Source organism: Luteimonas sp. RIT-PG2_3 (assembly GCF_054902115.1).
In genome coordinates this window covers 315,070-336,514 of record NZ_JBUBPF010000003.1, presented here as the reverse complement: position 1 = coordinate 336,514, position 21,445 = coordinate 315,070, and the positions used below count along the sequence as shown (strand labels likewise).

Sequence of the window (21,445 nt, the reverse complement as noted above, 5' to 3'; positions counted from 1 at the left end):
TCATGCCTGCCGGGTCCGTCCACCCAGCGCGGTCGGGCGAGGGTCAGGTCTGCTCAGGGTGGGCGGGCGAGGCCAGGCTCGCCACGGGCGGGCGGACGAGGGCAGGAGCGTCCTCAGCGATAGAAGCGGCTTGGGGTCAGCCCGAACTGGCGCTTGAACATCGCGGTGAAGGCACTGGGCGTGTCGTAGCCGAGCGCGAATGCGATGTCGACGACCTTGTCGCCACGCGCGAGCCGCTCCAGTCCGTCCAGCAATCGCGCCTGCTGTCGCCATTGCCCGAACGTCATCCTGGTCTCGCGTGCGAACAGGCGCTGGATGGTCTTGACGTCGATGCCCAGTCGGCCGGCCCAGTCGCCGAGCGTCGAGGTGTCGTCCGGCGACTGCTGCAGTTGCCGGCAGATGCGCTGCAGTCGTTTGTCGGTGGGCTGCGGCAGGTGCAATGGCAGCACCGGCAATGTCTGCAACTGGTCGAGCATGCAGCGCATCAGGCGTGCGTCGGCGCTGTCGGACGCGTAGGGATGCGGGATGTCGACGGCGGCATTGATCATCTCGCGCAGCAACGGCGAGATCGCGACCGTCTGCGGCGTATCGGGCAAGCCGGGTATCGCATCCGGTCGCACGAACAGGCTGCGCATGTGCAGCGCATCGATGCAGCGGATCATGTGGACCTGTCCGGCCGGCATCCAGATCGCGCGCGTCGGTGGCACGATCCAGCGGCCGGCGTCCGACTGCACGACCATGATGCCCTGCACGGCATGGATCAGCTGGTGCTTGTTGTGCGCATGCGCGGCGATCAGCGTGCGCGGCGCGTAGTCGGTGGCCTTGCAGGACACCGCCAGCGTGCTGGCGTCGAGCTCGTCCAGGATCCGCGCGCGCAGGGCGGGGTCGACAGGCGTCGCCGGGGGCGCTGAGGAGGCAGGAGGTGCCGATGTCCTTTTCACGACAGGAGGGTACCTGAAAACGAGAGACGGGAGCCCCGGGCGGTTGCATCATCGCCGCGCTGCCGGCGTTGGCCGGTGGGTATTCCTCCCCCAGGTTTTCCAGGATCGATGCGATGACAGACCCTACTTCCGTGGTTGCGGCGGCGCCCCCGGCGGCACGCCAGGTGGCCGGGCGCGTGCTCGGCTCGTTGAGCGCGATGCACCTGGTCAACGACATGGTGCAGTCGCTGGTGCTGGCGATCTATCCAGTGCTCAAGGGCCAGTTCCATCTGTCGTTCGCGCAGATCGGCCTGATCACCCTGACCTATCAGTTCACTGCCTCGTTCTTCCAGCCGCTGATCGGTGCCTATACCGATCGCAGGCCACTGCCGCAGGCGCTGCCGCTGGGCATGGCGTTCACGCTGTGCGGCCTGTTGCTGCTGGCGTTCGCGCCGAACTACGCGACGGTGCTGATGGCGGCGGCCCTGGTCGGCATGGGCTCGTCGATCTTCCATCCCGAATCGTCGCGGATCGCGCGCATGGCGTCGGGCGGTCGGCATGGCCTTGCGCAGTCGGTGTTCCAGGTGGGCGGCAATGCCGGGACCGCGGTCGGACCGCTGGCGGCGGCGCTGGTGATCGCGCCGTACGGGCAGCGCAGCATTGCCTGGTTCGGTATTGCGGCACTGCTGGGCGTGTTCGTGCTGGCCTGGGTCAGCCGCTGGGCCAGCGCGCAGCGCCAGCGCTCGGCCAGTCATGCCGCCGTTGTCGAAGAGGCCGCGCCGTATCCGCGTCGCGTCGTGCTGGGCGCGATCGCGGTGCTGCTGGTGCTGATCTTCTCGAAGTACTTCTACATCGCCGGCATCGGCAGCTTCTACACGTTCTATCTGATCGGGAAATTCGGCCTCAGCGTGCAGAGCGCGCAGATGCATCTGTTCGTGTTCCTGTTCGCATCGGCGGCCGGCACGCTGCTGGGTGGACCAGTGGGCGATCGCATCGGGCGCCGTCCGGTGATCTGGGTGTCGATCCTGGGCGTGGCGCCGTTCACCCTGATGCTGCCGTACATGGACCTGTTCTGGACCACGGCGCTGGCGATCGTCATCGGCTTCGTCCTGTCGTCGGCGTTCTCGGCGATCCTGGTCTACGCGCAGGAACTGATGCCGGGCAAGGTGGGCATGGTGTCGGGCCTGTTCTTCGGCTTCGCGTTCGGCATGGGCGGGCTGGGCGCCGCCGTGCTCGGGGTCATGGCCGATCGCACCAGCATCGAACTGGTCTACCAGACGATCGCCTTCCTGCCGCTGCTGGGGATCATCGCGATCCTGCTGCCGCGCGAGGCCTCGCAGGTCGCGTCGCCGCGTTGATGGCACGCGCCGCGAGGCGGACGCCAGTGCAAATACCAGAACCGACCCGCGGCGCTTTACTTCGCGCCTGCCGGGGTGTTGGATGCCGGTATCCGGCCCGGGGTGAGGGGCCATTCCCGTGGAGGGGTCCTGATGGTCCAGTTCGACACACGCCGCGTCGCGGCATCCATGTGGGTCGCGGCGACGCTGTGCTGGCTGTCGCCATCGCAGGCGCTGGCGACCGATCTCGAGGATGCGGCCAAGGTCGACTTCAGCTGGGGCGTCAAGATTACGCTGCGCGATGGCGTCAAGCTCAACGCGACCGTGTATCGGCCGAAGGGGCAATCCGCGCCGGCGCCATGCATCTTCACGTTGACGCCGTACATCTCGCAGACGTACCACGACCGTGGCGTGTACTTCGCCGCGCACGGCCTGCCGTTCCTGACCGTCGACGTGCGCGGACGCGGCAATTCAGAAGGCGAGTTCCGACCGTTCATCCAGGAAGCCAAGGACGGGCACGACGTCGTCGAATGGTTGGCGAAGCAGCCGTACTGCAATGGCAAGGTCAGCATGTGGGGCGGCTCGTATGCCGGCTACGACCAATGGGCCACCGCGAAGGAACTACCGCCGCACCTGAGCACGATCGTGCCGGTCGCGTCCGCGCATGCGGGTGTCGATTTCCCGATGCGCAACAACATCTTCTATCCCTACAACCTGCAGTGGCTGACCCTGGTCAGCGGTCGCGCGGCGCAGGATGGATTGTTCGGTGATGGCGGGTTCTGGACCGCGAAGATGCGCGAATGGTTCGTCAGCGGCGCACCGTTCAACACCTACGACCGGATCGTCGGCAACCCGTCGCCGATCTTCCAGGAATGGCTGCAGCACCCGCATCCCGACGCGTACTGGGATACCTACAATCCCACGCCTGCGCAATACGCCAAGCTCGACATGCCGATCCTCAGCATCACCGGCAGCTATGACGGCGACCAGCCCGGCGCGTTGGCGTTCTACCGCCAGCACCTGCAGCATGCATCGGCGAAAGGACGCGCGGGCCACTACCTGATCATCGGGCCATGGGACCATGCCGGCACGCGTACGCCGAAGGCGAAGTTCGGCGGGCTGGAGTTCGGTCCTGCCAGCCTGCTGGACCTGCCCAAGCTGCATCTGGCCTGGTATGCGTGGACGATGCAGGGCGGTCCCAAGCCTGACTTCCTGCGCAAGCCGGTCGCCTACTACGTCATGGGCACCGATACCTGGCGCTATGCCGACAGCCTGGATGCGATCACCGCCGAGGCGCGTCCGTACTACCTGGACTCGACTGGCAATCCCAGCGATGCCTTCGCGTCCGGCAGCCTGAAGACAGGTAGCGCCGGGAGTGGCGGCCCGGACCACTATGTCTACGATCCGCGCGATACCCGCATTTCCGACATCGAGAGCGAGGAAGGCCCGGAAGAACTGGTCTCGCAGCGCCTGGTGCTGGCCTCGGCCGGCCCGCAATTGGTCTACCACAGCGCGCCGCTGGACCAGGACACCGAGATCAGCGGTTTCTTCAAGTTCTCGGCGTGGCTGGCGATCGACCAGCCCGACACCGATTTCACCGTATCGGTGTACGACGTCGACCGCGACGGCAACAGCATCCTGCTGAGCAACGACATCATGCGCGCCCGCTATCGCGAGGACCTGCGCACGCCAAGGCTGGTGCAGACCACCGAACCGCAGCGCTATGACTTCGAGCGTTTCATGTTCGTCTCGCGGCAATTGGGCAAGGGCCATCGCCTGCGCCTGACCGTGGGGCCGGTGAGCTCGATCGGCATGCAGAAGAACTACAACAGCGGTGGCGTGGTCGCGGAAGAATCCATGCGCGATGCGCGTCCGGTCACGGTCAGGCTGTTCCACGATGCGGCGCATCCTACCGCGCTGTACGTGCCGATCGCGCACCCCGTCCGCAAGGGTGAACCCGAGGCTCCGGACGCCGCCTTCCTGGGGCACGGCGGCAAGTCCGCACGCTGAGGGCGGTGATCGCATGCGGGCCGCAGCGTCGCGGCTCTGACGGGGGAGCCCCTGCGTCGGAGAGTGGCTGCGCTGGAGGGTGCCCGCGCTGGAGCGGGCCTGCGCTGGAGCGTGGGCCTACTGCTGGCGTCAATGGACCGCGGCAGCCGTTATAGTGCGGCTGCAGCCGTCTCCACGATGGCATCCAGTGACGATCGGGGGCCGGTTTGTCTCTCACTGCATCCACCCGCGGGCCGTGGTTGCCGCAACTGCTGCGGGCGTTGCTGGTGTCGGGCTGCGCGATGGCCGGCGGCTTGCTCGGTGCCGTCCTGTGCTGGCAGGCGGTGACCTCTCTTGCCGAGCAGCGATTGGGCGCGTACTCGGGCCTGCTGCTGGATCGCGCGCTGGACCTGGACCGCGAGGTCCTGCTGACGATTGCTCGTTTCAACGGCCAGCCCGGACAGATGTGCAGCGACGCGGAATTCGAACAGCTGCGCGAAACGGTCTATCGCACCTACTACATCAAGGACATCGGGCGCGTCCGCAACGGCGACCTCGTCTGCTCGGCCAGCCTGTTCCGGGTCAGCACGCCCCGTCACGTCGGTGTACCGGATCTGCGCACAGCGGACGGGCGCGATCTCTCGCTGTCGCAACTGCAGTTGCTGGCCCATGGCAGCCGCGCTCCGACGATGGGCCGTGGCGATACACGCGTGGTCCTCGATCCGGCCGCGTTCCGCATCCTGCCGTTTCCCGATGCGCAGGTCATGGTCGGCTACCTGGGCGAGGGCAGCGGCGGCTATCTGTCGCTGTATGGCACGCCGATGCGGCTGACGCCGGCCGACCTTCGGGCCGGCACGCCGTTCGACCGCGATGGCGCGCTGTTCTATCCGCAATGCGCGCTCGATCGCGGCGTCTGCGTGGCCAGCAGCCAGCGCAAGACCAGCCTGCTGGAGAACCAGTGGCCGCTGATGCTGGTCGGTACGCTGCTGGGGGCGATCGCCGGCACCGCGCTCGGTGTCTCGATCCTGTTGTGGCAGTCGCGTCGCCAGTCGATGGAGGCGCGGCTGCAGCGGGCCATCGCCAACGATGCGCTCGAGGTCGAGTACCAGCCTGTCGTGCGCATCGACGACGGCGCCATCGTCGGCGCCGAGGCGCTGGTGCGCTGGCGCGACCGCGATGGCAGGATGGTGCCGCCTGCGCGTTTCATTCCGATCGCCGAGGACAACGGCAGCATCAGCCGCATCACCACGCTGGTGATCCGCCGCGTACTGCGCGATTTCGCCGACCTGCTGGTGCAGCCCGGCGAATTCCGCATCAATGTCAACATCTCGGCCAACGACCTCGACAACAGCCGTTTCCACCTTGAGCTGGCGCAGGCGCTGGCGTTGTCGGGCGTGACCGCCGATCGCCTGTGCATCGAGCTCACCGAGCATTCGACCGCGGCGCGCGAGGTGGCGATCTCCGGCACGCGCCGGCTGCATGAACTTGGCCATCGCGTCTACATCGACGATTTCGGCACCGGCTATTCCAGTCTCGCCTACCTCAGCGAACTCGATGTGCATGCGCTGAAGATCGACCGGTCGTTCACGAGCACCATCGATACCGACGGCATGAAAGTGACGCTGGTGCCGCAGATCATCGACCTCGCGCGGACCCTGCACATGCAGGTGGTCATCGAAGGCGTGGAAACGCAGGCGCAGGTCGACTACCTGCGTGCGATCGGCTATCCCTTGTTCGGCCAGGGCTGGTGGTTCGGCCGCCCGATGACCGCCGCCGCATTTCGCCAGCGGATCGCGGACGAGGCCGCGGGCGGACAGGCGCAGGTCAGCTGAGGCCTCGCGCACGCTATCGTCGAGGCCGGCGGTCAGGGCTGACCGCGCGCATCGGATCCCGTATCTTGCGCGCTGGTCCCTCCCGCAGGAAAACACCCGCATGAAGTTGCAGCTCGGCCTCGAATGGTTCCTCAATCCCGATCACCTGCCGATGATCGCTGGCATCGAACTTGGCTGGTATCGCGAGGCGGGCCTGTCGCTGGAACTGGTCGTGCCCGATGACCATTACGACGGCCTGGCAGCGACCGCCAGCGGTGAGATCGCGTTTTCCTGCAACGAGCCGCTGCACATGATCGACGAGGCGCGCAACGGGCTGTCTGCGCTGGGCTGCTTCTTCGAGACCGATGGCGGCATCCTGCTCGATCGCAGTGCCGGGCGCCGCCTGCTGGACGGCGGGCGTGTCCGCCTGGCGTCGCCGGTTGCAGGGGGCGTGACCGATGCGATCGCGATCGAGATCCTGGCGCGCTGGTGCCGCCAGCAGGGCGCCGACTTCGACGAGGCGCAGGTGGTCATCGAAAGCGCCGGCTTCGCGCATCTGCAGAACCTGCAGCAGGGCTACGATGGCGCCTGGTTGTGCTTCGCCAACTTCGAGGGCGTGGAAGCGCGCATGCTCGGCGTCGATGCAGCGTTCATCGCCAGCGGCGATACCGGCCTGCAGAATTTCTCGGCCCTGGAACTGTTCACCGGCAGCGCATTCCTGGCCGAGCACCCGCAGGTCGTCGCGACGGTGACGGATCTGATCTCGCGTGGCGCGGCCCTGTGTCGCGACGATCCCACGCAGGCGGCGCGGCTGTGGTATGCGCACAGCGGCGAAACGGCCAGCGCGTTGATGGACGCGATCATCGCCGACACCTGCCCGCGACTGGTTAGCCCGGTGCGTCGCGACGCCGGCCGCTGGCGCGCGATGTGGGCGCAGTTCGACGCGATGGGACTGTCGCGGGTGGACGCGGAAGGCTACGAAGCCCTGTACCGTTGACACAGCCGGTGCGGGCCGCGACCGGCCGCGGCGGTCGGCAGGCGACGCCCTGTGCTTCAGGGTGTTCCGCCGAGTTCCACGACCGGCGCGAATCCGCCGAAGATCATCCGCATGCCATCGAACGGCATCGGGTTGTTTGTCGGGTCCATGCGCGGATCGTCCATCATCTTCTTCATGCCGATGTCGCGCGTGGCCTTGTCGGGCCACTCGATCCATGAAAACACCACGGTCTCGTCGGCCTTGGCCTGCACCGCGCGCTGGAAGTCGGTCTGTTTACCGGGGGGCACATCGTCGCCCCAACACTCGACGACGCGCAGGGCGCCAAAGTCCATGAATACGGCATCGCCCTCGCGCGCGTGGGCGATGAACTTGTCCTTGTTGGCGGTCGGCACGGCAATCACGAATCCGTCGATATAGCTCATGGCTGTCTCCTTGGGTGGAATGGCCTGCAACGACGACTGCGGGGGGCTGGAATCGACAGGCTCCGCTGAATGGTTCGATACCTGGTGCAGCCTGCGGCTCGACCGGGTGCCTGCGCGCGCTGCAGGACTCAGTGTGCAGCAAGCAGTACGCGCGCGGCGGCCAGGTCCCAGGCGGCGTGGCCCACGGATTTGAAGACGGCCGGCCGGGCGGGCGTCGTCGCTCAGCGTGCCCCGATGCCGGTGGCGGCGCGCAAGGTTCAAAGGTCCCAGACCTGCTCGTGGACTCACAGCCAGTTCTCGCGCATGAGTTTACGGATGTCGGGCGCCGTCCAGCCGCGCGCGGCCAGACGCGCAGATCCTCTGGGTGAGCTCATTGGCCGATACGGTCGAGCACCTGGGCGATCGTGACGCCGCGTCCGTGGCATCGGCGACGAGGGAGGTTGAGGTTCCGGTGGACAAGGCGGCTGCGGTCAACGCACCGAAGCGACGTCGCGTCGCGCGCGGATAAAGACTGCCGATGGATGGCGGGCGACGCGTTCGCCCGCGTCGCCTTGTCACCAGTCCGTCGGTGCGTAGTCCTTCAGGAACTGCCCCCAGACATGCTCGCCGGTGTTGATGCCGTGGATGATCGGGTCGACGATGCGCGCGGCCCCATCGACGATGTCGAGCGGCGGGTGGAAGCGTTCTTCGACGATCTTGCGCGCGGCGATCTCGACCGGATCCTCGTCGGTGACCCAGCCGGTATCGACCGAGTTCATGTGGATGCCGTCGCCGTGGTAATCGGCGGCCGAGGTGCGCGTCATCATGTTCAACGCGGCCTTGGCCATGTTGGTGTGCGGATGCTTGGTGGTCTTGAAGTTGCGGTAGAACTGGCCTTCGACGGCGGAGACGTTGACGATGTGCTTGTCGCGCTCCTGTGGCTGGCCGGCTGGCGTGCGCAGCATCAACGGCTTCAGCCGCGCATTGATGACGAACGGCGCGACCGCGTTGACCAGTTGCGTCTCCAGCAGCTCCACCGACGGCACCTCGTCCATCTGCAGGCGCCACGAATTGCGTCCGCGCAGGTCGACCTGCTGCAGGTCCTGGTCGAGCCGGCCTTCGGGGAACAGGTGCGTCTGGCCCAGCAGCTCGTCGGCCAGTAGCGGCACCTGCGACAGCTCGGCCGCGCGCACGAGGCCAGCGGCATCGGTCGCGGACTGGCCGCGTTCGACCAGCGCCGGAGAGGCGCCGCCCGGCAGCAGGTCGATGCTGCGCAGGCCCTCGTAGTTGCCGACCAGCTTGCGCACGTGCTCGGGCAACTCCTGCACGGCAGCAGTCTCGCCGGCCATCATGTGTGCGTAGAACGCGGGTGGGCGGCGCACGGTCTGGCAGGCGTTGTTGATGATGAAGTCCAACCGTTCACGCGTGGCCAGCAGTTGCTGGCAGAACGCCTCGACGCTCGGCGTGTGGCGCAGGTCGAGGCCGAACACTTCCAGGCGATGACCCCAGTCGGCGAAGTCCGTTTCCTGCGCATAACGCGCGGCGGAATCGCGCGGGAAGCGCGTGGTGACGATCAGCGTGGCGCCGGCGCGCAGCAGCTTGAGTCCGGCCTGGTAGCCGATCTTGACGCGACCGCCGGTCAGCAGCGCGACGCGGCCGCTGAGATCGGCGGTCTCGGTGCGCTTGAAGAAGTTCAGTTCGGCGCAGGTCGGGCACAACTGGTCGTAGAAGTGGTGGACCTGCGTGTACTTCTGCTTGCAGACATAGCAATGCAGCAGCTCCGGGGACGTCTGGTAGGCCAGCGCCTCGGTCGCGGCGTTGCGTGGATCGTGCTGGCCTGGCGCCTGCGGCGGGAAATAGTTGGGTGTCGTGAACACCGGCTTGCGCCGCAGCGTGCGGATGCCGGTCTGGTCGAGCAGCGCCTCGGTCTTGCGGACCTTCTCCTGGTGGCGCTCGCGTGCTTCGGCCTTGAGCTGTTTGCGACGCGCCTTGGGCTCGGGGTGGTGGACCTCGGCGATGGCGACGTGCAGGCGCTCGCGCTGGTCGTCGGGCAGGCTGTCGAGCAGCCGGCGATCGGCGCGGATGTCCTCCAGCAGCGACAGCGCGATGCGCACGCGTTCTGACAGTGACGTGTTGTCGGGGGAGGAGGCGGGCGCGGTGTCGATGGGAGCGTTCAAAACGGATATCCGGGAGGAGGGCGACGACGAGGGGCAGTTTGAACAGGCAGGTAGACAGGCGGGGGAAGGGCGGGTGACAGCGGGCACGCGCCAGGGAGCGTTCGGACGTCCCGGCACGGACCTCTGCCACCGTCGGGGGCGCGGGTCGGCGGCGTGGCGCGCGCTGGACACGCGCTGCCGCGATACCGCCGGGAGGCCTCCCAACCGGGCCGGTGTCGGCCACCTGACCGCGTATTGTCGCCGACGCGCGGGTTTCCGGCATGTCCCGTGCGGATGGCGGTCCCGGCATCGGGTTCGCTACGCCCTCTCCAGAGCAGCGGCCGCCAGCCCGACCAGTCAGGCGGCCAGCTACGGCTCGCCCGGCCGACGCGGCAATCGGGCTGCCCGCTGCTTCCGCTGGCGGGACGGCAAATGTCTGTAACAGGGGCGCTGGCAGTTCGTGCAGGAGCGGTGGGATGGCGTCCGCGTCGCCTGCCGGGAGCGCCTGGCGGCAGGGCACGCGGGGGCCGAGGCGGCCGGCAAACTACCCAAGCGCCCGCACAAGGCCTAGAATCTGCCGCATCCCCTTCCCCGCAAGGTGGCCCGCGGCAACGCCGGCCGAGCGTGCGACATGAGCACTACCACCGCCCATTGATGTCTGTCCCAGCGGAACCGGACCCTCCGGGCGCCGCAAGGCGCTTTTTTGTTGCCTGGCCCGGCCTCCTTCCGCTGTCGAACCTTTCCCCCGCGCTTGCGCGCGCTTCCCGTTCCATCCCACGGCCCGTTTCCCGACGGCCGTCCTCCAGATTGCAGATGCCCATGATCACGATCACGCTCCCGGACGGCAGCCGCCGCGAATTCGACCATCCCGTCTCGGTGATGGAGGTTGCCCAGTCAATCGGTCCCGGCCTGGCCAAGGCCACCGTCGCCGGCAAGGTCGACGGCCGCCAGGTCGACGCCTCCGACATCATCGACCGCGATGCCACGTTGCAGATCCTGACCCCGAAGGATGCCGAGGGCGTCGAGATCATCCGCCACTCCTGTGCCCATCTGGTCGGACACGCGGTCAAGCAGTTGTACCCGGACGCCAAGATGGTGATCGGCCCGGTCATCGACGAGGGCTTCTATTACGACATCTGGTCCGAGCGCCCGTTCACGCCCGAGGACCTGGCGGCGATCGAGCAGCGCATGGGCGAGCTGATCGACAGCGAATACGATGTGGTCAAGAAGATGACCCCGCGCGACGAAGTCGTGGCGACGTTCAAGGCTCGCGGCGAGGACTACAAGCTGCGCCTGATCGACGACATGGGTCCCGAAGTCACTGCGATGGGCCTGTATCACCACCAGGAATACGTCGACATGTGCCGTGGCCCGCACGTGCCCAACACGCGTTTCCTGAAGGCCTTCAAGCTGACGCGCATCTCCGGCGCGTACTGGCGTGGCGATTCCAAGAACGAGCAGCTGCAGCGCATCTACGGCACCGCCTGGGCCGATGCCAAGCAGCTCAAGGCCTACATCCAGCGCATCGAGGAAGCCGAGAAGCGCGACCATCGCCGCATCGGCAAGCAGCAGGAGCTGTTCCACCTGCAGGAAGAAGCGCCGGGTCTGGTGTTCTGGCATCCCAAGGGCTGGGCGATCTGGCAGGTCGTCGAGCAATACATGCGCCGCGTCTACCGCGATACCGGTTACGGCGAAGTGCGCTGCCCGCAGATCCTGGACGTCAGCCTGTGGCAGAAATCCGGCCACTGGGACAACTACAAGGACAACATGTTCTTCACCGAGTCCGAGAAGCGGACCTATGCGGTGAAGCCGATGAACTGCCCCGGCCACGTCCAGGTCTTCAACCAGGGCCTGCACAGCTACCGCGATCTGCCGATCCGCTATGGCGAGTTCGGGTCCTGCCACCGCAACGAGCCGTCGGGCGCGTTGCACGGCATCCTGCGCGTGCGCGGTTTCACCCAGGACGATGGGCATGTGTTCTGCACCGAAGACCAGATCGAGGCCGAGGTCACCGCGTTCCACCAGCAGGCCCTGAAGGTCTACTCCGAGTTCGGTTTCAGCGACATCCAGATCAAGATCGCGCTGCGCCCGGAGTCCCGCCTCGGCGACGACGCCACCTGGGACAAGGCGGAGGGCGCGCTGCGCTCGGCGCTGGGGGCCTGCGGGGTGGAATGGCAGGAACTGCCGGGCGAGGGCGCCTTCTACGGTCCCAAGATCGAATACCACCTCAAGGACGCCATCGGCCGGACCTGGCAGCTGGGCACGATGCAGGTCGATTTCATGATGCCGGGCCGCCTGGGCGCCGAATATGTCGACGAACACAGCCAGAAGCGCACCCCGGTCATGCTGCACCGCGCCATCGTCGGCTCCATGGAGCGCTTCATCGGCATCCTGATCGAGCACCACGCCGGCGCCTTCCCGGCCTGGCTGGCCCCGGTCCAGGCGGTTGTGATGAACATCACCGATGCGCAGGCCGATTACGTCGACGGCGTCCGGAAATCCCTTGCAAATCAAGGGTTCCGGGTTTCGGCTGATTTGCGGAACGAGAAAATCGGCTATAAGATCCGCGAGCACACGCTGCAGCGGGTGCCGTACCTGCTCGTGGTGGGGGACCGCGAGAAGGAAAACGGCGTCGTCGCCGTACGCACGCGTTCAGGCGAAGACCTTGGCACAATGTCGCTCGAGGACTTCGTCTCACGCTTGGGTGAAGAGCGCGCAGCATGATGTTGTCAACGTGGCATGCCGGGGGTCCGGCCTGCCGCGGATGCTCCGGCCGCTGACGAGCAGCCGGTTCAAATCACTCTGGAGAATGCAGTATTAGCACCCCTGAAAAACAGAATCGTCGGAACAACGAAATCCGCGTGCCGCGCGTGCGCGTGATTGGTTCCGACGGCGAAATGATCGGCGTGTTGTCTCGCGACGAGGCCTTGGAACTGGCGGAAAGCGAGGGCCTGGATCTTGTCGAGATCCAGCCCAATGCCGATCCGCCGGTCTGCAAGGTCATGGACTTCGGCAAGTTCAAGTTCGAACAGCAGAAGAAGGCCAACGAGGCCAAGAAGAAGACCAAGCAGGTCGAGATCAAGGAACTCAAGTTCCGGCCGGTCACCGACGAGGGTGACTACCAGATCAAGCTGCGCAACATGCGTCGCTTCCTTGAGGAAGGCGACAAGGTCAAGGTCAACATCCGTTTCCGTGGTCGCGAGATGAGCCATCAGGAACTGGGTCGCGAGATGGCCTCGCGCATCGAGGCGGACCTGGGCGAGGACATCGTGATCGAATCGCGTCCGCGCCTTGAAGGCCGGCAGATGGTCATGATGATCGCGCCGAAGAAGAAGTGATGCCGGCGGCCATTGGCCGCTGACGCGTCCCTCGCCCCCTCCCGCGCCTGCGTGGGAGGGCATGGTCGGAGGGTCCTGCGCTTCCGCCGTTTCGGCGGTGGCGGCTTGGCGCTGGCCTGCACCGGATGGCGGGGCCGTTCGCGTGCCCGCGCCGATGCCTTGGATGCGTGCCGGCAAGCTGATGATTTGCAAGCAAAACCCGATCCCGGCATAATGGCCGGCCCGGTTCGCCGGGGTTGTTGTTGGTTACACCTTTGGAACCCGTCGTGATGCTGCCTTTTTCGAGGCAGGTCAGTGACTTACAAGCCGGCAGGGGCAGGATGGAAAGCGTGGCAGCGTCCTTCGGGATGTGGAGGCCACCGCCCGGGCCAGTATTAGAAAACCGTCAAGGACATCGCAATGCCCAAGATCAAGACCCATCGGGGCGCGGCCAAGCGCTTCCGTAAGACGGCGTCCGGCAAGTACAAGGCCGGCCACGCCAATCGCAGCCATATCCTCACCAAGAAAGCGACCAAGCGGAAGCGCAACCTGCGGCAGACGAACCATGTTCGTGCCGAGGACGCGGGCCGTCTGGACCGCATGCTTCCCTATCTCTGAGGACCTAGACCATGGCTCGAGTCAAACGTGGTGTACAGGCGCGTCGCCGCCACAAGAAAGTTCTGAACCTCGCCAAGGGCTATTACAACGCCCGTCGCAAGGTCTTCCGCGCTGCCAAGCAGGCTGTCATCAAGGCGCAGCAATACGCCTACATCGGCCGCAAGCAGAAGAAGCGTAATTTCCGTTCGCTGTGGATCACCCGCATCAACGCGGCTGCCCGCATCAACGGCCTGAGCTACAGCCGTTTCATGAACGGCCTGCTGAAGGCCGGCATTACCCTGGATCGCAAGGTGCTGGCCGATATCGCCGTGCACGATGCGGCCGGTTTTGCGGCCCTGGCTGAAAAAGCAAAGGGCGCGCTCGCAGCTTGATGTACATGCCCCGGTGATCGCCTCACGATCGCCGGGAGTACGCTTCAACGCATGGGGAAGGGCGCAAGTCCTTCCCCATTTGTTTTTTTGCGGCGCTGGACGGAAGTGCATGCGGCTTTCCGCAACGCGACGCGACCTACGGAATGCATTGAGATGAGCGAGATCGAGTCGTTGTCCCAACAGGCGCTGGCCGACATCGCCGCGGCCGCCACGCCCGAGGCGCTGGAGGGCCTGCGCGTGGGCCTGCTCGGCAAGCAGGGCAGCATTACCGCGCAGCTGAAGGCGCTGGGCCAGTTGCCCGGCGACCAGCGCAAGGCGGCCGGCGAAGCGATCAACCGCGCCCGCGACGCGATCGGCGATGCGCTGTCGGCGCGCAAGACCGCGCTCGACGACGCCGTGCTGGATGCGCGCCTGGCGTCGGAAACCATCGACGTCAGCCTGCCGGGTCGCGACCCGGACCGTGGCGGCGTGCATCCGATCAGCCATACGCTCGAGCGCATCGCCGAGATCTTCGGCAGGCTGGGTTACGAACTGTCCGATGGTCCCGAGATCGAGGACGACTGGCACAACTTCGAAGCGTTGAACTTCCCGCCGCACCATCCCGCGCGCGCGATGCACGACACCTTCTACCTGCCCGGCGACACCGCCGGCGGCGTCGGCCGCCTGCTGCGCACGCACACGTCCGGGGTGCAGGTGCGCTACATGACGCGGCTTCTCGAGAGCGGTGGCGCGCCGCCGCTGCGCATGATCGCCGCCGGCAAGGTCTACCGCTCCGATTCCGACCAGACGCATTCGCCGATGTTCCACCAGGTCGAAGGCCTGCTGGTCGACGAGCACGCCACCTTCGCCGACCTCAAGGGCACGCTGAGCGAGTTCGTGCGCGCGTTCTTCGAGCGCGACTTCGAAATGCGCTTCCGGCCCAGCTACTTTCCGTTCGTCGAGCCCGGCGCCGAGGTCGACATCGCCTGGCAGCAGCCCGACGGCAGCACGCGCTGGCTGGAAGTGCTGGGCTGCGGCATGGTCCACCCGAACGTGCTGAAAGCCGTGGGCATCGATCCCGAGCGCTACACCGGCTTCGCGTTCGGCCTTGGCGTCGAGCGTTTCGCGATGCTGCGTTATGGCGTCAATGACCTGCGCGCCTTCTTCGAGAACGATCTGCGTTTCCTGAAACAGTTCGCGTAGGCCGGGTCTCGACCCTGCGCTGTTGTGCTTGATGGGACGCGGTTGGACGGATATCCGTCCGGACGCTCGATAAACACCGATGCTTTGCAATGGCGGGTCGAGACCCGCCCTACGGACCACGAACCATGAAATTCTCCGAAAACTGGTTGCGCCAGCATGTCACCACCGACGCCACGCGCGAGCAGCTCGCCGCGACGTTGACCGCGATCGGCCTCGAGGTCGATGAACTGCAGCCGCTGGGTGAAGCGCTCGATGGCGTCGTGGTCGCGCGCATCGTGTCGGCGGACAAGCATCCGGAAGCCGATCGCCTGCAGGTCTGCCAGGTCGATGCCGGTGGTCCCGCGCTGCTGCAGATCGTCTGCGGCGCGCCCAATGCGCGTCCGGGCCTGGTCGCGCCGCTGGCGACCATCGGCACGACGGTCGGCACGCTGACGATTAAGGCCGCCAAGCTGCGTGGCGTCGAATCCAACGGCATGCTGTGCTCGGCCAAGGAGCTGGGCATTGATGCCGACGCCTCGGGCCTGTTGGAACTGCCTGACGACGCACCGATCGGTGCACCGCTGGCCGGCTACCTCGGCCTGCCCGATGCCAGTATCGAACTCAAGCTGACGCCCAACCGCGCCGACTGCTTCAGCGTGCGCGGCATCGCGTTCGACGTCGCGGCGGCCTTCGGCAGCCAGGTCAACGCACTGGAAGCGGCGCCGGTGGCGGCCGTCATCGACGCGACCCTGCCGATCGAACTCGATGCCGGTGCCGACGCCCCGCGTTACCTCGGTCGTGTCATCGAAGGCGTCGACGCCATGCGCGCCACCCCGATCTGGCTGGCCGAGCGCCTGCGCCGCAGCGGCGTGCGCCCCGTCAGCCTGCTGGTCGACGTGACCCAGTACGTGATGCTGGAGCTGGGCCAGCCGATGCACGCCTTCGACCGCGACACCCTGAAGGGCCCGATCGGCGTGCGCCGCGCGCGCGATGGCGAGACCGTCACCCTGCTCGATGGCCGCGAAGCCGCGCTCGACAGCGGATTCCTCGCCATCACCGATGCCGATCGCGTGGTCGCCTTGGCCGGCCTGATGGGCGGCATGGACACCCGCGTCACCGACGCCACCCGCAACGTGTTCCTGGAGTCGGCGCATTTCGCGCCCGACGCGATCATCGGCCGCAGCCGCAAGCTCGGCCTGCACACCGACGCCGCGCACCGCTTCGAGCGTGGCGTCGATCCCGAATTGCCGGCGGCTGCGATCGAGCTGGCGACGCGGCTGATCGTCGATATCGCCGGCGGTGCGCCGGGTCCGGTCAGCGAAGCCGTGCTGCCCGCGCACCTGCCGCAGCCGCAGCCGATCGTGCTGCGTCGCGCGCGGCTGGCGCGCGTGCTCGGCCTGGCGGTCGCCGATGCCGACGTCGAGCGCATCCTGCGCGCGCTGGGGCTGGCGGTGGTCGTGCAGGCCGATGGCTGGCAGGTCACGCCGCCGGCGCGCCGCTTCGACCTGGCGATCGAGGAAGACCTGATCGAAGAGATCGCGCGCATCCATGGTTACGACGCGATCCCGACGACCCTGCCCGGTGGCGGCACGCGCCTGGCGTCGCCCAGCGAGCTGCAGGTCCCCGAGTCCGGCCTGCGCCGGCAACTGGTCGCGCGCGGCTTCTACGAGACCGTGAACTTCGCGTTCGTCGATGCGCAGTGGCTGCAGTTGTGGTCGCTGGACGCCGACAGCGTGCCGCTGGCGAATCCGCTCAGCGCCGAACTGGCGATCATGCGGACCTCGCTGCTGCCCGGCCTGGTCGACGCACTGCGCCGCAATGCCGCGCGCCAGCAGTCGCGGATCCGCCTGTTCGAGATCGGACGCGTGTTCTCGGCGGCCAGGGGCCAGGGCGAGGCGCCGGTCGAGACCGTGCGCATCGCCGGCGCGGTCTGCGGTCCGGTGGTCAGCGAGCAGTGGGGCGTGCCTGCGCGCGCCGTCGACTTCCACGACCTCAAGGGCGACCTCGACAGCCTGGCGGCCTGCGCGGGGGCCGAACTGGTCTACCGTCCGTCGGCTGCGCCGATGGGGCACCCGGGACGTTCGGCCGATGTGCTGCGCCGCGATGCCGACGGCAACGAGCTGCGGCTGGGCTGGATCGGCGAACTGCATCCCCGGCTGGCGCGCGCGCTGGACCTGGATGTCGATGTGATCGCATTCGAGCTCGATCTCGCGCCGCTGCAGCAGCGTCCGCTGCCGCTGGCGCGGCCGTTGTCGAAGTTCCCGTCGGTCCGCCGCGACCTCGCGTTTGTCGTGCCCGAGGCCGTGGGCTGGGCGCAACTGGAGGCGTCGATCCGGGCGTCGGCCGGTCCGTTGCTGACCGGCCTGAGGCTGTTCGACCGTTACGCAGGCAAGGGGGTCGAACCAGGGTTCAAGAGTCTCGCCATGGGCTTGATTCTGCAGGAGGATTCCCGCACTCTGACCGACCCCGATGTGGATGTCGTCGTCGCTCGGGTGATCGAGACTTTGGCGCGCGACCACGGCGCCAGGATCCGGGGATGACGTTGCACACGCAGGCGCGGAAGAAGGACGGGGGAACAGCATGGCGTTGACCAAGGCGGAGATGGCCGAGAAGTTGTATGAGGAAGTCGGCCTCAACAAGCGCGAGGCGAAGGAATTCGTCGATGCGTTCTTCGATGCGCTGCGCGAGTCGCTCGAACAGGGCCGCCAGGTCAAGCTGTCGGGTTTCGGCAACTTCGAACTGCGCCGCAAGAACGAGCGCCCCGGACGCAACCCCAAGACCGGCGAAGAGATCCCGATCTCCGCACGCACCGTGGTGACGTTCCGGCCGGGCCAGAAACTGAAGGAACGCGTCGAAGCCTACGCAGGAGCCGTCCATGCTTGATCCGGGCAGCAACCGCGAACTTCCACCGATCCCGGCCAAGCGTTACTTCACCATCGGCGAAGTCAGCGAGCTCTGCGACGTCAAGCCGCACGTGCTGCGTTACTGGGAAACCGAGTTCCCGAGCCTGGAGCCGGTCAAGCGTCGCGGCAACCGCCGTTACTACCAGCGCCACGACGTGCTGATGGTGCGCCAGATCCGCGGCCTGCTGTACGAACAGGGCTACACCATCGGCGGCGCCCGTCTGCGCCTGGAAGGCGAGGGCGCCAAGCAGGAATCCGCGCTCAGCAACCAGATCGTCAAGCAGGTCCGCATGGAGCTGGAAGAAGTCCTGCAACTGCTCAAGCGCTGAGAATCGACGTGCCGGACCGGCCTTGCCGCGTTCAGCAAGCAAGCTCGGCGGCAGCCGGAGAAACCGGTATAATCACGCCGCTTCAGCAACACCCGCCCGCCTGCATCGGTTCTGCAGCCGGGCCAGCTTTTTCCGGGGTATAGCGCAGCCTGGTAGCGCACTTGTCTGGGGGACAAGTGGTCGTCGGTTCAAATCCGGCTACCCCGACCAAACAGCAGTCCAGCAATGGACGAGAAAGACCAAAAGCCTCTGGGAAATCAGAGGCTTTTGTACTTCAGTGTCCAAGCAAATCCTATGCGACGTCCTGCAATCGACAGGCGCAGCCTGAAGGAAGCGGTCGCGACACCGACGCTCGAAGGCCAGATCCTGACTGAATCAGTCGGCCACGTGGTGCGCCAAGAAGGGCACGACGGTCTCCGTATCTTCCACAGCGCTCGGAGCTAGATCATCGCCCGATTCAATTGAGGCAGCGTCCGATGCTCATGATCGCGTATCCGGACGGTCCACACGCACCCGATGCGTGTCCCAGAAGCTCACCACCAGCACGACCCCTGTGGTCAGCCAGCCCAGGACCAGGGTGTCGGCAGTCAGACCCACGGGCACCAGCGCCAGCAGCATCAGCACGCCCGCGAGATGGGACGCGGGCAGCACGCCATAGACGACGCGCTTGTACACGGCGCTGCCCAGTAGATAGAGCGCCGGGCCGGCCAGCAGGATGGCGAGCTGGGCCACGGCCGGGCCTGCGTGCGGATGGGCCAGCACCAGGTCATTGCCGACCGCGGTGGCGATGACGCCGGCGATCAGGATCGCATGGGCGTAATGAAAATAGGCGCCGATGCGCCCGGGATCTCCGGATCGCGTGATGACGGCGGTGGCATCTCTGCTCGATGTGCCGAAGTACAGCCACCACATGGCCAGGGTGCCGATGAACGTGGACAGGAACGCCAGCAGCACCGCGGGCGTCCAGAGCTCAGCATTGGCGAGGCTGGCACCGCTGGCGAGCACAGTCTCGCCGAGGGCGACGATGACAAAGAGCTGGCAGCGCTCTGCCAGATGCCCGCCCTCGATCGTCCAGTCCCCGGTTCTTGATCGCCCCATGCCAGGCAGGGCGAAGCCGAACATCGGGGAGACGTATTCGCACAGGACAGCTACCAACCAGAACAGTGCCCGTGTCTCGGGGTTCGCCAGGCCGCCGGCGATCCAGAACACCGCCGCGACCGACACCCAGCCCAGCATGCGCCGATAGTTCGGCGCCAGCGGGTGGTCCGCAGGCAGTTGCAGTGCGATGAACGCTGTTCGACCAACCTGCATGGCGACATAGGCGCCCGCGAATACCAGTCCGCGGTCGCCGAAGGCCTGCGGAATGCTCGACGCCATCACCAGGGCGAGCAGCATGGCCGCGAACATCATGCCGCGGATGCGGGGTTTCTGGGGATCGAACCAGTTGGTGGCCCAGCAGGTGTACTGCCAGCCAAGCCAGACAGCGAACCACACGATCAACGTCTCGATCACGCCTATGGCAGTGAGGTTGTGCAGCAGCTTGTGGCTGAGCTGGGTTACCGCAAAGACGTAGACCAGGTCGAAGAACAACTCTTCGTAGGTTACCCGCGCATGATGGCCGTCGCGGTGCCGCAGAAGCGGATGCGACATGGGTTCCCCCGGCCGCGTCGGACGTTCGCCCATCATGGACGGACGAACCACCAGAGGGCCAGCGCCGCCACCGCGGCCGGCACTACAAAGACGATCAACAGGATCGGCAGCTCCTCGCGCACGCTGTAGCCGGCGTGCATCACGCCAACCAACAGATTGGCGATCGAGACGAGCAGCCACACGGGAATGAAGACCTTGATGGCCATCGTGATGCCAGCGGCGTCGCCGCCCCAGAGCTTGCCAAATAGCAGGAAGACGCCCAGTAACACGACACCGCCTGCAATCACCATCAGCACGTGCATGTCTGTTTCCTCAAGATTCTGGAGGGAGCGTGGAGGTGTGGGAATGGCCGCTTGCGCCGTCAGGAGATGACGGTCAGGTGATTCGCGATGTCCTTGCCGGTATAGGGCAGAAAGACATCAATGTCGAGATCCGGATTGTCGATCAGCAAGGCCTTGGTATTGCCGAACGCATCGAAGCCATCCTTGGCGTAGTGCTTATCCAGCCTGCTGTCGTCGACACTGCAGAACGGCGGGCTGTCGACCCGGTTTCGCCCCTTCTTGGCACCGTGGGAGCGGCCGTGCCGCTCATCCCCGGGCAGGACTACTTGGTCGTGTAGCCACCGTTGATCAGGATGGTCTGGCCGGTGATCCACCATCCGTCGCTGACCAGGTGGCGAATGAAGGGCACGACGTCCACGATGTCGGTCAAGCCGGTCTTGCTGAAGCCAGAGAGCGCCGCCGCCGTCTTGTGATAGGCCACTGCATCGGCGCCTTCGGCCGGGTAGAAGAACGATGTGTCCATCGGGCCTGGACCGACCGCAGTCACCGAGATGCCGCGCTCACCGAACTCCTTGGACGCTGCCCGCGTGTAGTGCTCGACCGGCGCCTTGGTGCCGGCATAGGCAGCGTAGAATGGCGTGAAGGCGCCCAGCAGGGACGTCACTACGGTGCAGATCTTGCCGTTGTCGTTGAGATTCTTGCCGGCTTCCTTGAGAAAGAAGAAGGCGGTCTTGGAATTGACGGCCGTCATCTCGTCGTACTCGGCTTCGCTGATGTCGGCCATTGGTTTCTTGAGCACCTTGCCAACGGTATTGATGGCGATGTCCGGCTTGCCCACTGCTGCGATGGCGTCGGCAAACAGCTTCTCGATCGCGCTGGCTGTCGTCAGGTCTGCCTGGATCGCCACGGCCTCGGCTCCCGCGGCCTTCACTGCGGTGACCGTCGCGTCGGCGTCGCTCCTGGTGCTGGCGCTGTTGTAGTGCACGACGATGGCCCTGGCGCCTTGCTGCGCGAGATCGCGGGCGATCAGTCCGCCGAGGTTTTTGGCGCCGCCGGCGATGAGTACGGTCTTGCCTTTGATGGAATGGTCTGCCATTGCGATCTCCTTGGTGGCGTGTCGGGAGGTTTGAATCTTCGGGCTCAGATCGGAGAGATGGGCCATCGCTGGCTGGCACAGTGACATCTTGCTCATCGAATAAGTGGG

General features: G+C 66.3%; 19 protein-coding genes and 1 tRNA gene. 14 read left to right on the top strand and 6 right to left on the bottom strand.

All coding sequences use genetic code 11. The features are described 5' to 3' along the window. Positions 1 to 113: 113 nt before the first annotated feature. Positions 114 to 941 carry an AraC family transcriptional regulator gene (locus tag ACYX7E_RS06350; protein ID WP_462079724.1) on the bottom strand — a complete coding sequence of 276 codons (828 nt, stop codon included), beginning with the start codon at positions 939 to 941 and terminating at the stop codon, positions 114 to 116. Between the two features lie 113 nt (positions 942 to 1,054). On the opposite strand from ACYX7E_RS06350, the gene ACYX7E_RS06345 reads away from it, so the two are divergent. The 4 genes from ACYX7E_RS06345 (at position 1,055) to ACYX7E_RS06330 (ending at position 7,054) form a co-directional block, all read left to right on the top strand. Beyond that, a complete protein-coding gene (locus ACYX7E_RS06345; protein WP_462079723.1) occupies positions 1,055 to 2,278 on the top strand; it encodes an MFS transporter in 1,224 nt (407 codons plus the stop codon). Between the two features lie 132 nt (positions 2,279 to 2,410). Continuing rightward, complete coding sequence (locus ACYX7E_RS06340; protein WP_462079722.1) at positions 2,411 to 4,267, top strand: CocE/NonD family hydrolase; 1,857 nt, start codon at positions 2,411 to 2,413, stop codon at positions 4,265 to 4,267. Between the two features lie 206 nt (positions 4,268 to 4,473). Further along, on the top strand, positions 4,474 to 6,078 hold the full coding sequence (locus tag ACYX7E_RS06335) for an EAL domain-containing protein (protein WP_462079721.1): 1,605 nt from the start codon (positions 4,474 to 4,476) through the stop codon (positions 6,076 to 6,078). Positions 6,079 to 6,178: 100 nt separating this feature from the next. Continuing rightward, a complete protein-coding gene (locus tag ACYX7E_RS06330) occupies positions 6,179 to 7,054 on the top strand; it encodes an ABC transporter substrate-binding protein (RefSeq protein ID WP_462079720.1) in 876 nt (291 codons plus the stop codon). Between the two features lie 56 nt (positions 7,055 to 7,110). Here ACYX7E_RS06330 and ACYX7E_RS06325 read toward each other — a convergent pair whose 3' ends face one another. Together ACYX7E_RS06325 and ACYX7E_RS06320 are read right to left on the bottom strand one after the other, a co-directional pair. After that, positions 7,111 to 7,476 (bottom strand): DUF1428 domain-containing protein, encoded by a 366-nt coding sequence (locus ACYX7E_RS06325; RefSeq protein WP_462079719.1) that lies wholly within the window; start codon positions 7,474 to 7,476, stop codon positions 7,111 to 7,113. Positions 7,477 to 8,030: 554 nt separating this feature from the next. Next, positions 8,031 to 9,620, bottom strand: a complete 1,590-nt coding sequence (locus ACYX7E_RS06320) for an SDR family NAD(P)-dependent oxidoreductase (protein WP_462079873.1) — start codon at positions 9,618 to 9,620, stop codon at positions 8,031 to 8,033. An 810-nt stretch (positions 9,621 to 10,430) separates the two neighbouring features. Between ACYX7E_RS06320 and thrS the strand changes: the two genes are divergently transcribed. The 9 genes from thrS (at position 10,431) to ACYX7E_RS06275 (ending at position 18,520) form a co-directional block, all read left to right on the top strand. Further along, positions 10,431 to 12,335, top strand: a complete 1,905-nt coding sequence (thrS, locus tag ACYX7E_RS06315; protein WP_462079718.1) for a threonine--tRNA ligase — start codon at positions 10,431 to 10,433, stop codon at positions 12,333 to 12,335. A gap of 92 nt (positions 12,336 to 12,427) precedes the next feature. Next, a complete protein-coding gene (gene infC / locus ACYX7E_RS06310) occupies positions 12,428 to 12,949 on the top strand; it encodes a translation initiation factor IF-3 (RefSeq protein WP_462079872.1) in 522 nt (173 codons plus the stop codon). 399 nt (positions 12,950 to 13,348) lie between these two features. Further along, positions 13,349 to 13,546, top strand: coding sequence for a 50S ribosomal protein L35 (rpmI, locus tag ACYX7E_RS06305; protein WP_024889803.1), 198 nt, complete (start codon positions 13,349 to 13,351; stop codon positions 13,544 to 13,546). Between the two features lie 11 nt (positions 13,547 to 13,557). Next, entirely contained in the window at positions 13,558 to 13,917 is a 360-nt protein-coding gene (gene rplT, locus ACYX7E_RS06300; RefSeq protein WP_462079717.1) for a 50S ribosomal protein L20, read from the top strand. 153 nt (positions 13,918 to 14,070) lie between these two features. Continuing rightward, on the top strand, positions 14,071 to 15,099 hold the full coding sequence (gene pheS, locus ACYX7E_RS06295; RefSeq protein ID WP_462079716.1) for a phenylalanine--tRNA ligase subunit alpha: 1,029 nt from the start codon (positions 14,071 to 14,073) through the stop codon (positions 15,097 to 15,099). A 125-nt stretch (positions 15,100 to 15,224) separates the two neighbouring features. Beyond that, positions 15,225 to 17,618 carry a phenylalanine--tRNA ligase subunit beta gene (gene pheT, locus ACYX7E_RS06290; RefSeq protein WP_462079715.1) on the top strand — a complete coding sequence of 798 codons (2,394 nt, stop codon included), beginning with the start codon at positions 15,225 to 15,227 and terminating at the stop codon, positions 17,616 to 17,618. A 40-nt stretch (positions 17,619 to 17,658) separates the two neighbouring features. After that, the gene (locus ACYX7E_RS06285; RefSeq protein WP_462079714.1) at positions 17,659 to 17,961 is read left to right on the top strand and encodes an integration host factor subunit alpha; all 303 of its coding nucleotides are present in this window, start codon (positions 17,659 to 17,661) and stop codon (positions 17,959 to 17,961) included. Then, the gene (locus tag ACYX7E_RS06280) at positions 17,954 to 18,310 is read left to right on the top strand and encodes a MerR family transcriptional regulator (protein ID WP_462079713.1); all 357 of its coding nucleotides are present in this window, start codon (positions 17,954 to 17,956) and stop codon (positions 18,308 to 18,310) included. The genes ACYX7E_RS06285 and ACYX7E_RS06280 overlap by 8 nt, the downstream gene beginning before the upstream one ends. Positions 18,311 to 18,443: 133 nt before the next feature. After that, positions 18,444 to 18,520 (top strand) — tRNA-Pro (locus tag ACYX7E_RS06275). A 270-nt stretch (positions 18,521 to 18,790) separates the two neighbouring features. Here ACYX7E_RS06275 and ACYX7E_RS06270 read toward each other — a convergent pair. Both ACYX7E_RS06270 and ACYX7E_RS06265 read right to left on the bottom strand, forming a co-directional pair. Beyond that, positions 18,791 to 19,960 carry a low temperature requirement protein A gene (locus tag ACYX7E_RS06270; protein WP_462079712.1) on the bottom strand — a complete coding sequence of 390 codons (1,170 nt, stop codon included), beginning with the start codon at positions 19,958 to 19,960 and terminating at the stop codon, positions 18,791 to 18,793. 32 nt (positions 19,961 to 19,992) lie between these two features. Continuing rightward, the gene (locus ACYX7E_RS06265) at positions 19,993 to 20,262 is read right to left on the bottom strand and encodes a hypothetical protein (protein WP_462079711.1); all 270 of its coding nucleotides are present in this window, start codon (positions 20,260 to 20,262) and stop codon (positions 19,993 to 19,995) included. 29 nt (positions 20,263 to 20,291) lie between these two features. On the opposite strand from ACYX7E_RS06265, the gene ACYX7E_RS06260 reads away from it, so the two are divergent. Beyond that, a complete protein-coding gene (locus tag ACYX7E_RS06260; protein WP_462079710.1) occupies positions 20,292 to 20,579 on the top strand; it encodes a hypothetical protein in 288 nt (95 codons plus the stop codon). Here ACYX7E_RS06260 and ACYX7E_RS06255 read toward each other — a convergent pair. Next, positions 20,564 to 21,337: an SDR family oxidoreductase gene (locus ACYX7E_RS06255; protein ID WP_462079871.1), complete on the bottom strand. Its 774-nt coding sequence runs from the start codon at positions 21,335 to 21,337 to the stop codon at positions 20,564 to 20,566. The two genes, ACYX7E_RS06260 and ACYX7E_RS06255, sit on opposite strands and share 16 nt — an antisense overlap. Positions 21,338 to 21,445 lie beyond the last annotated feature (108 nt).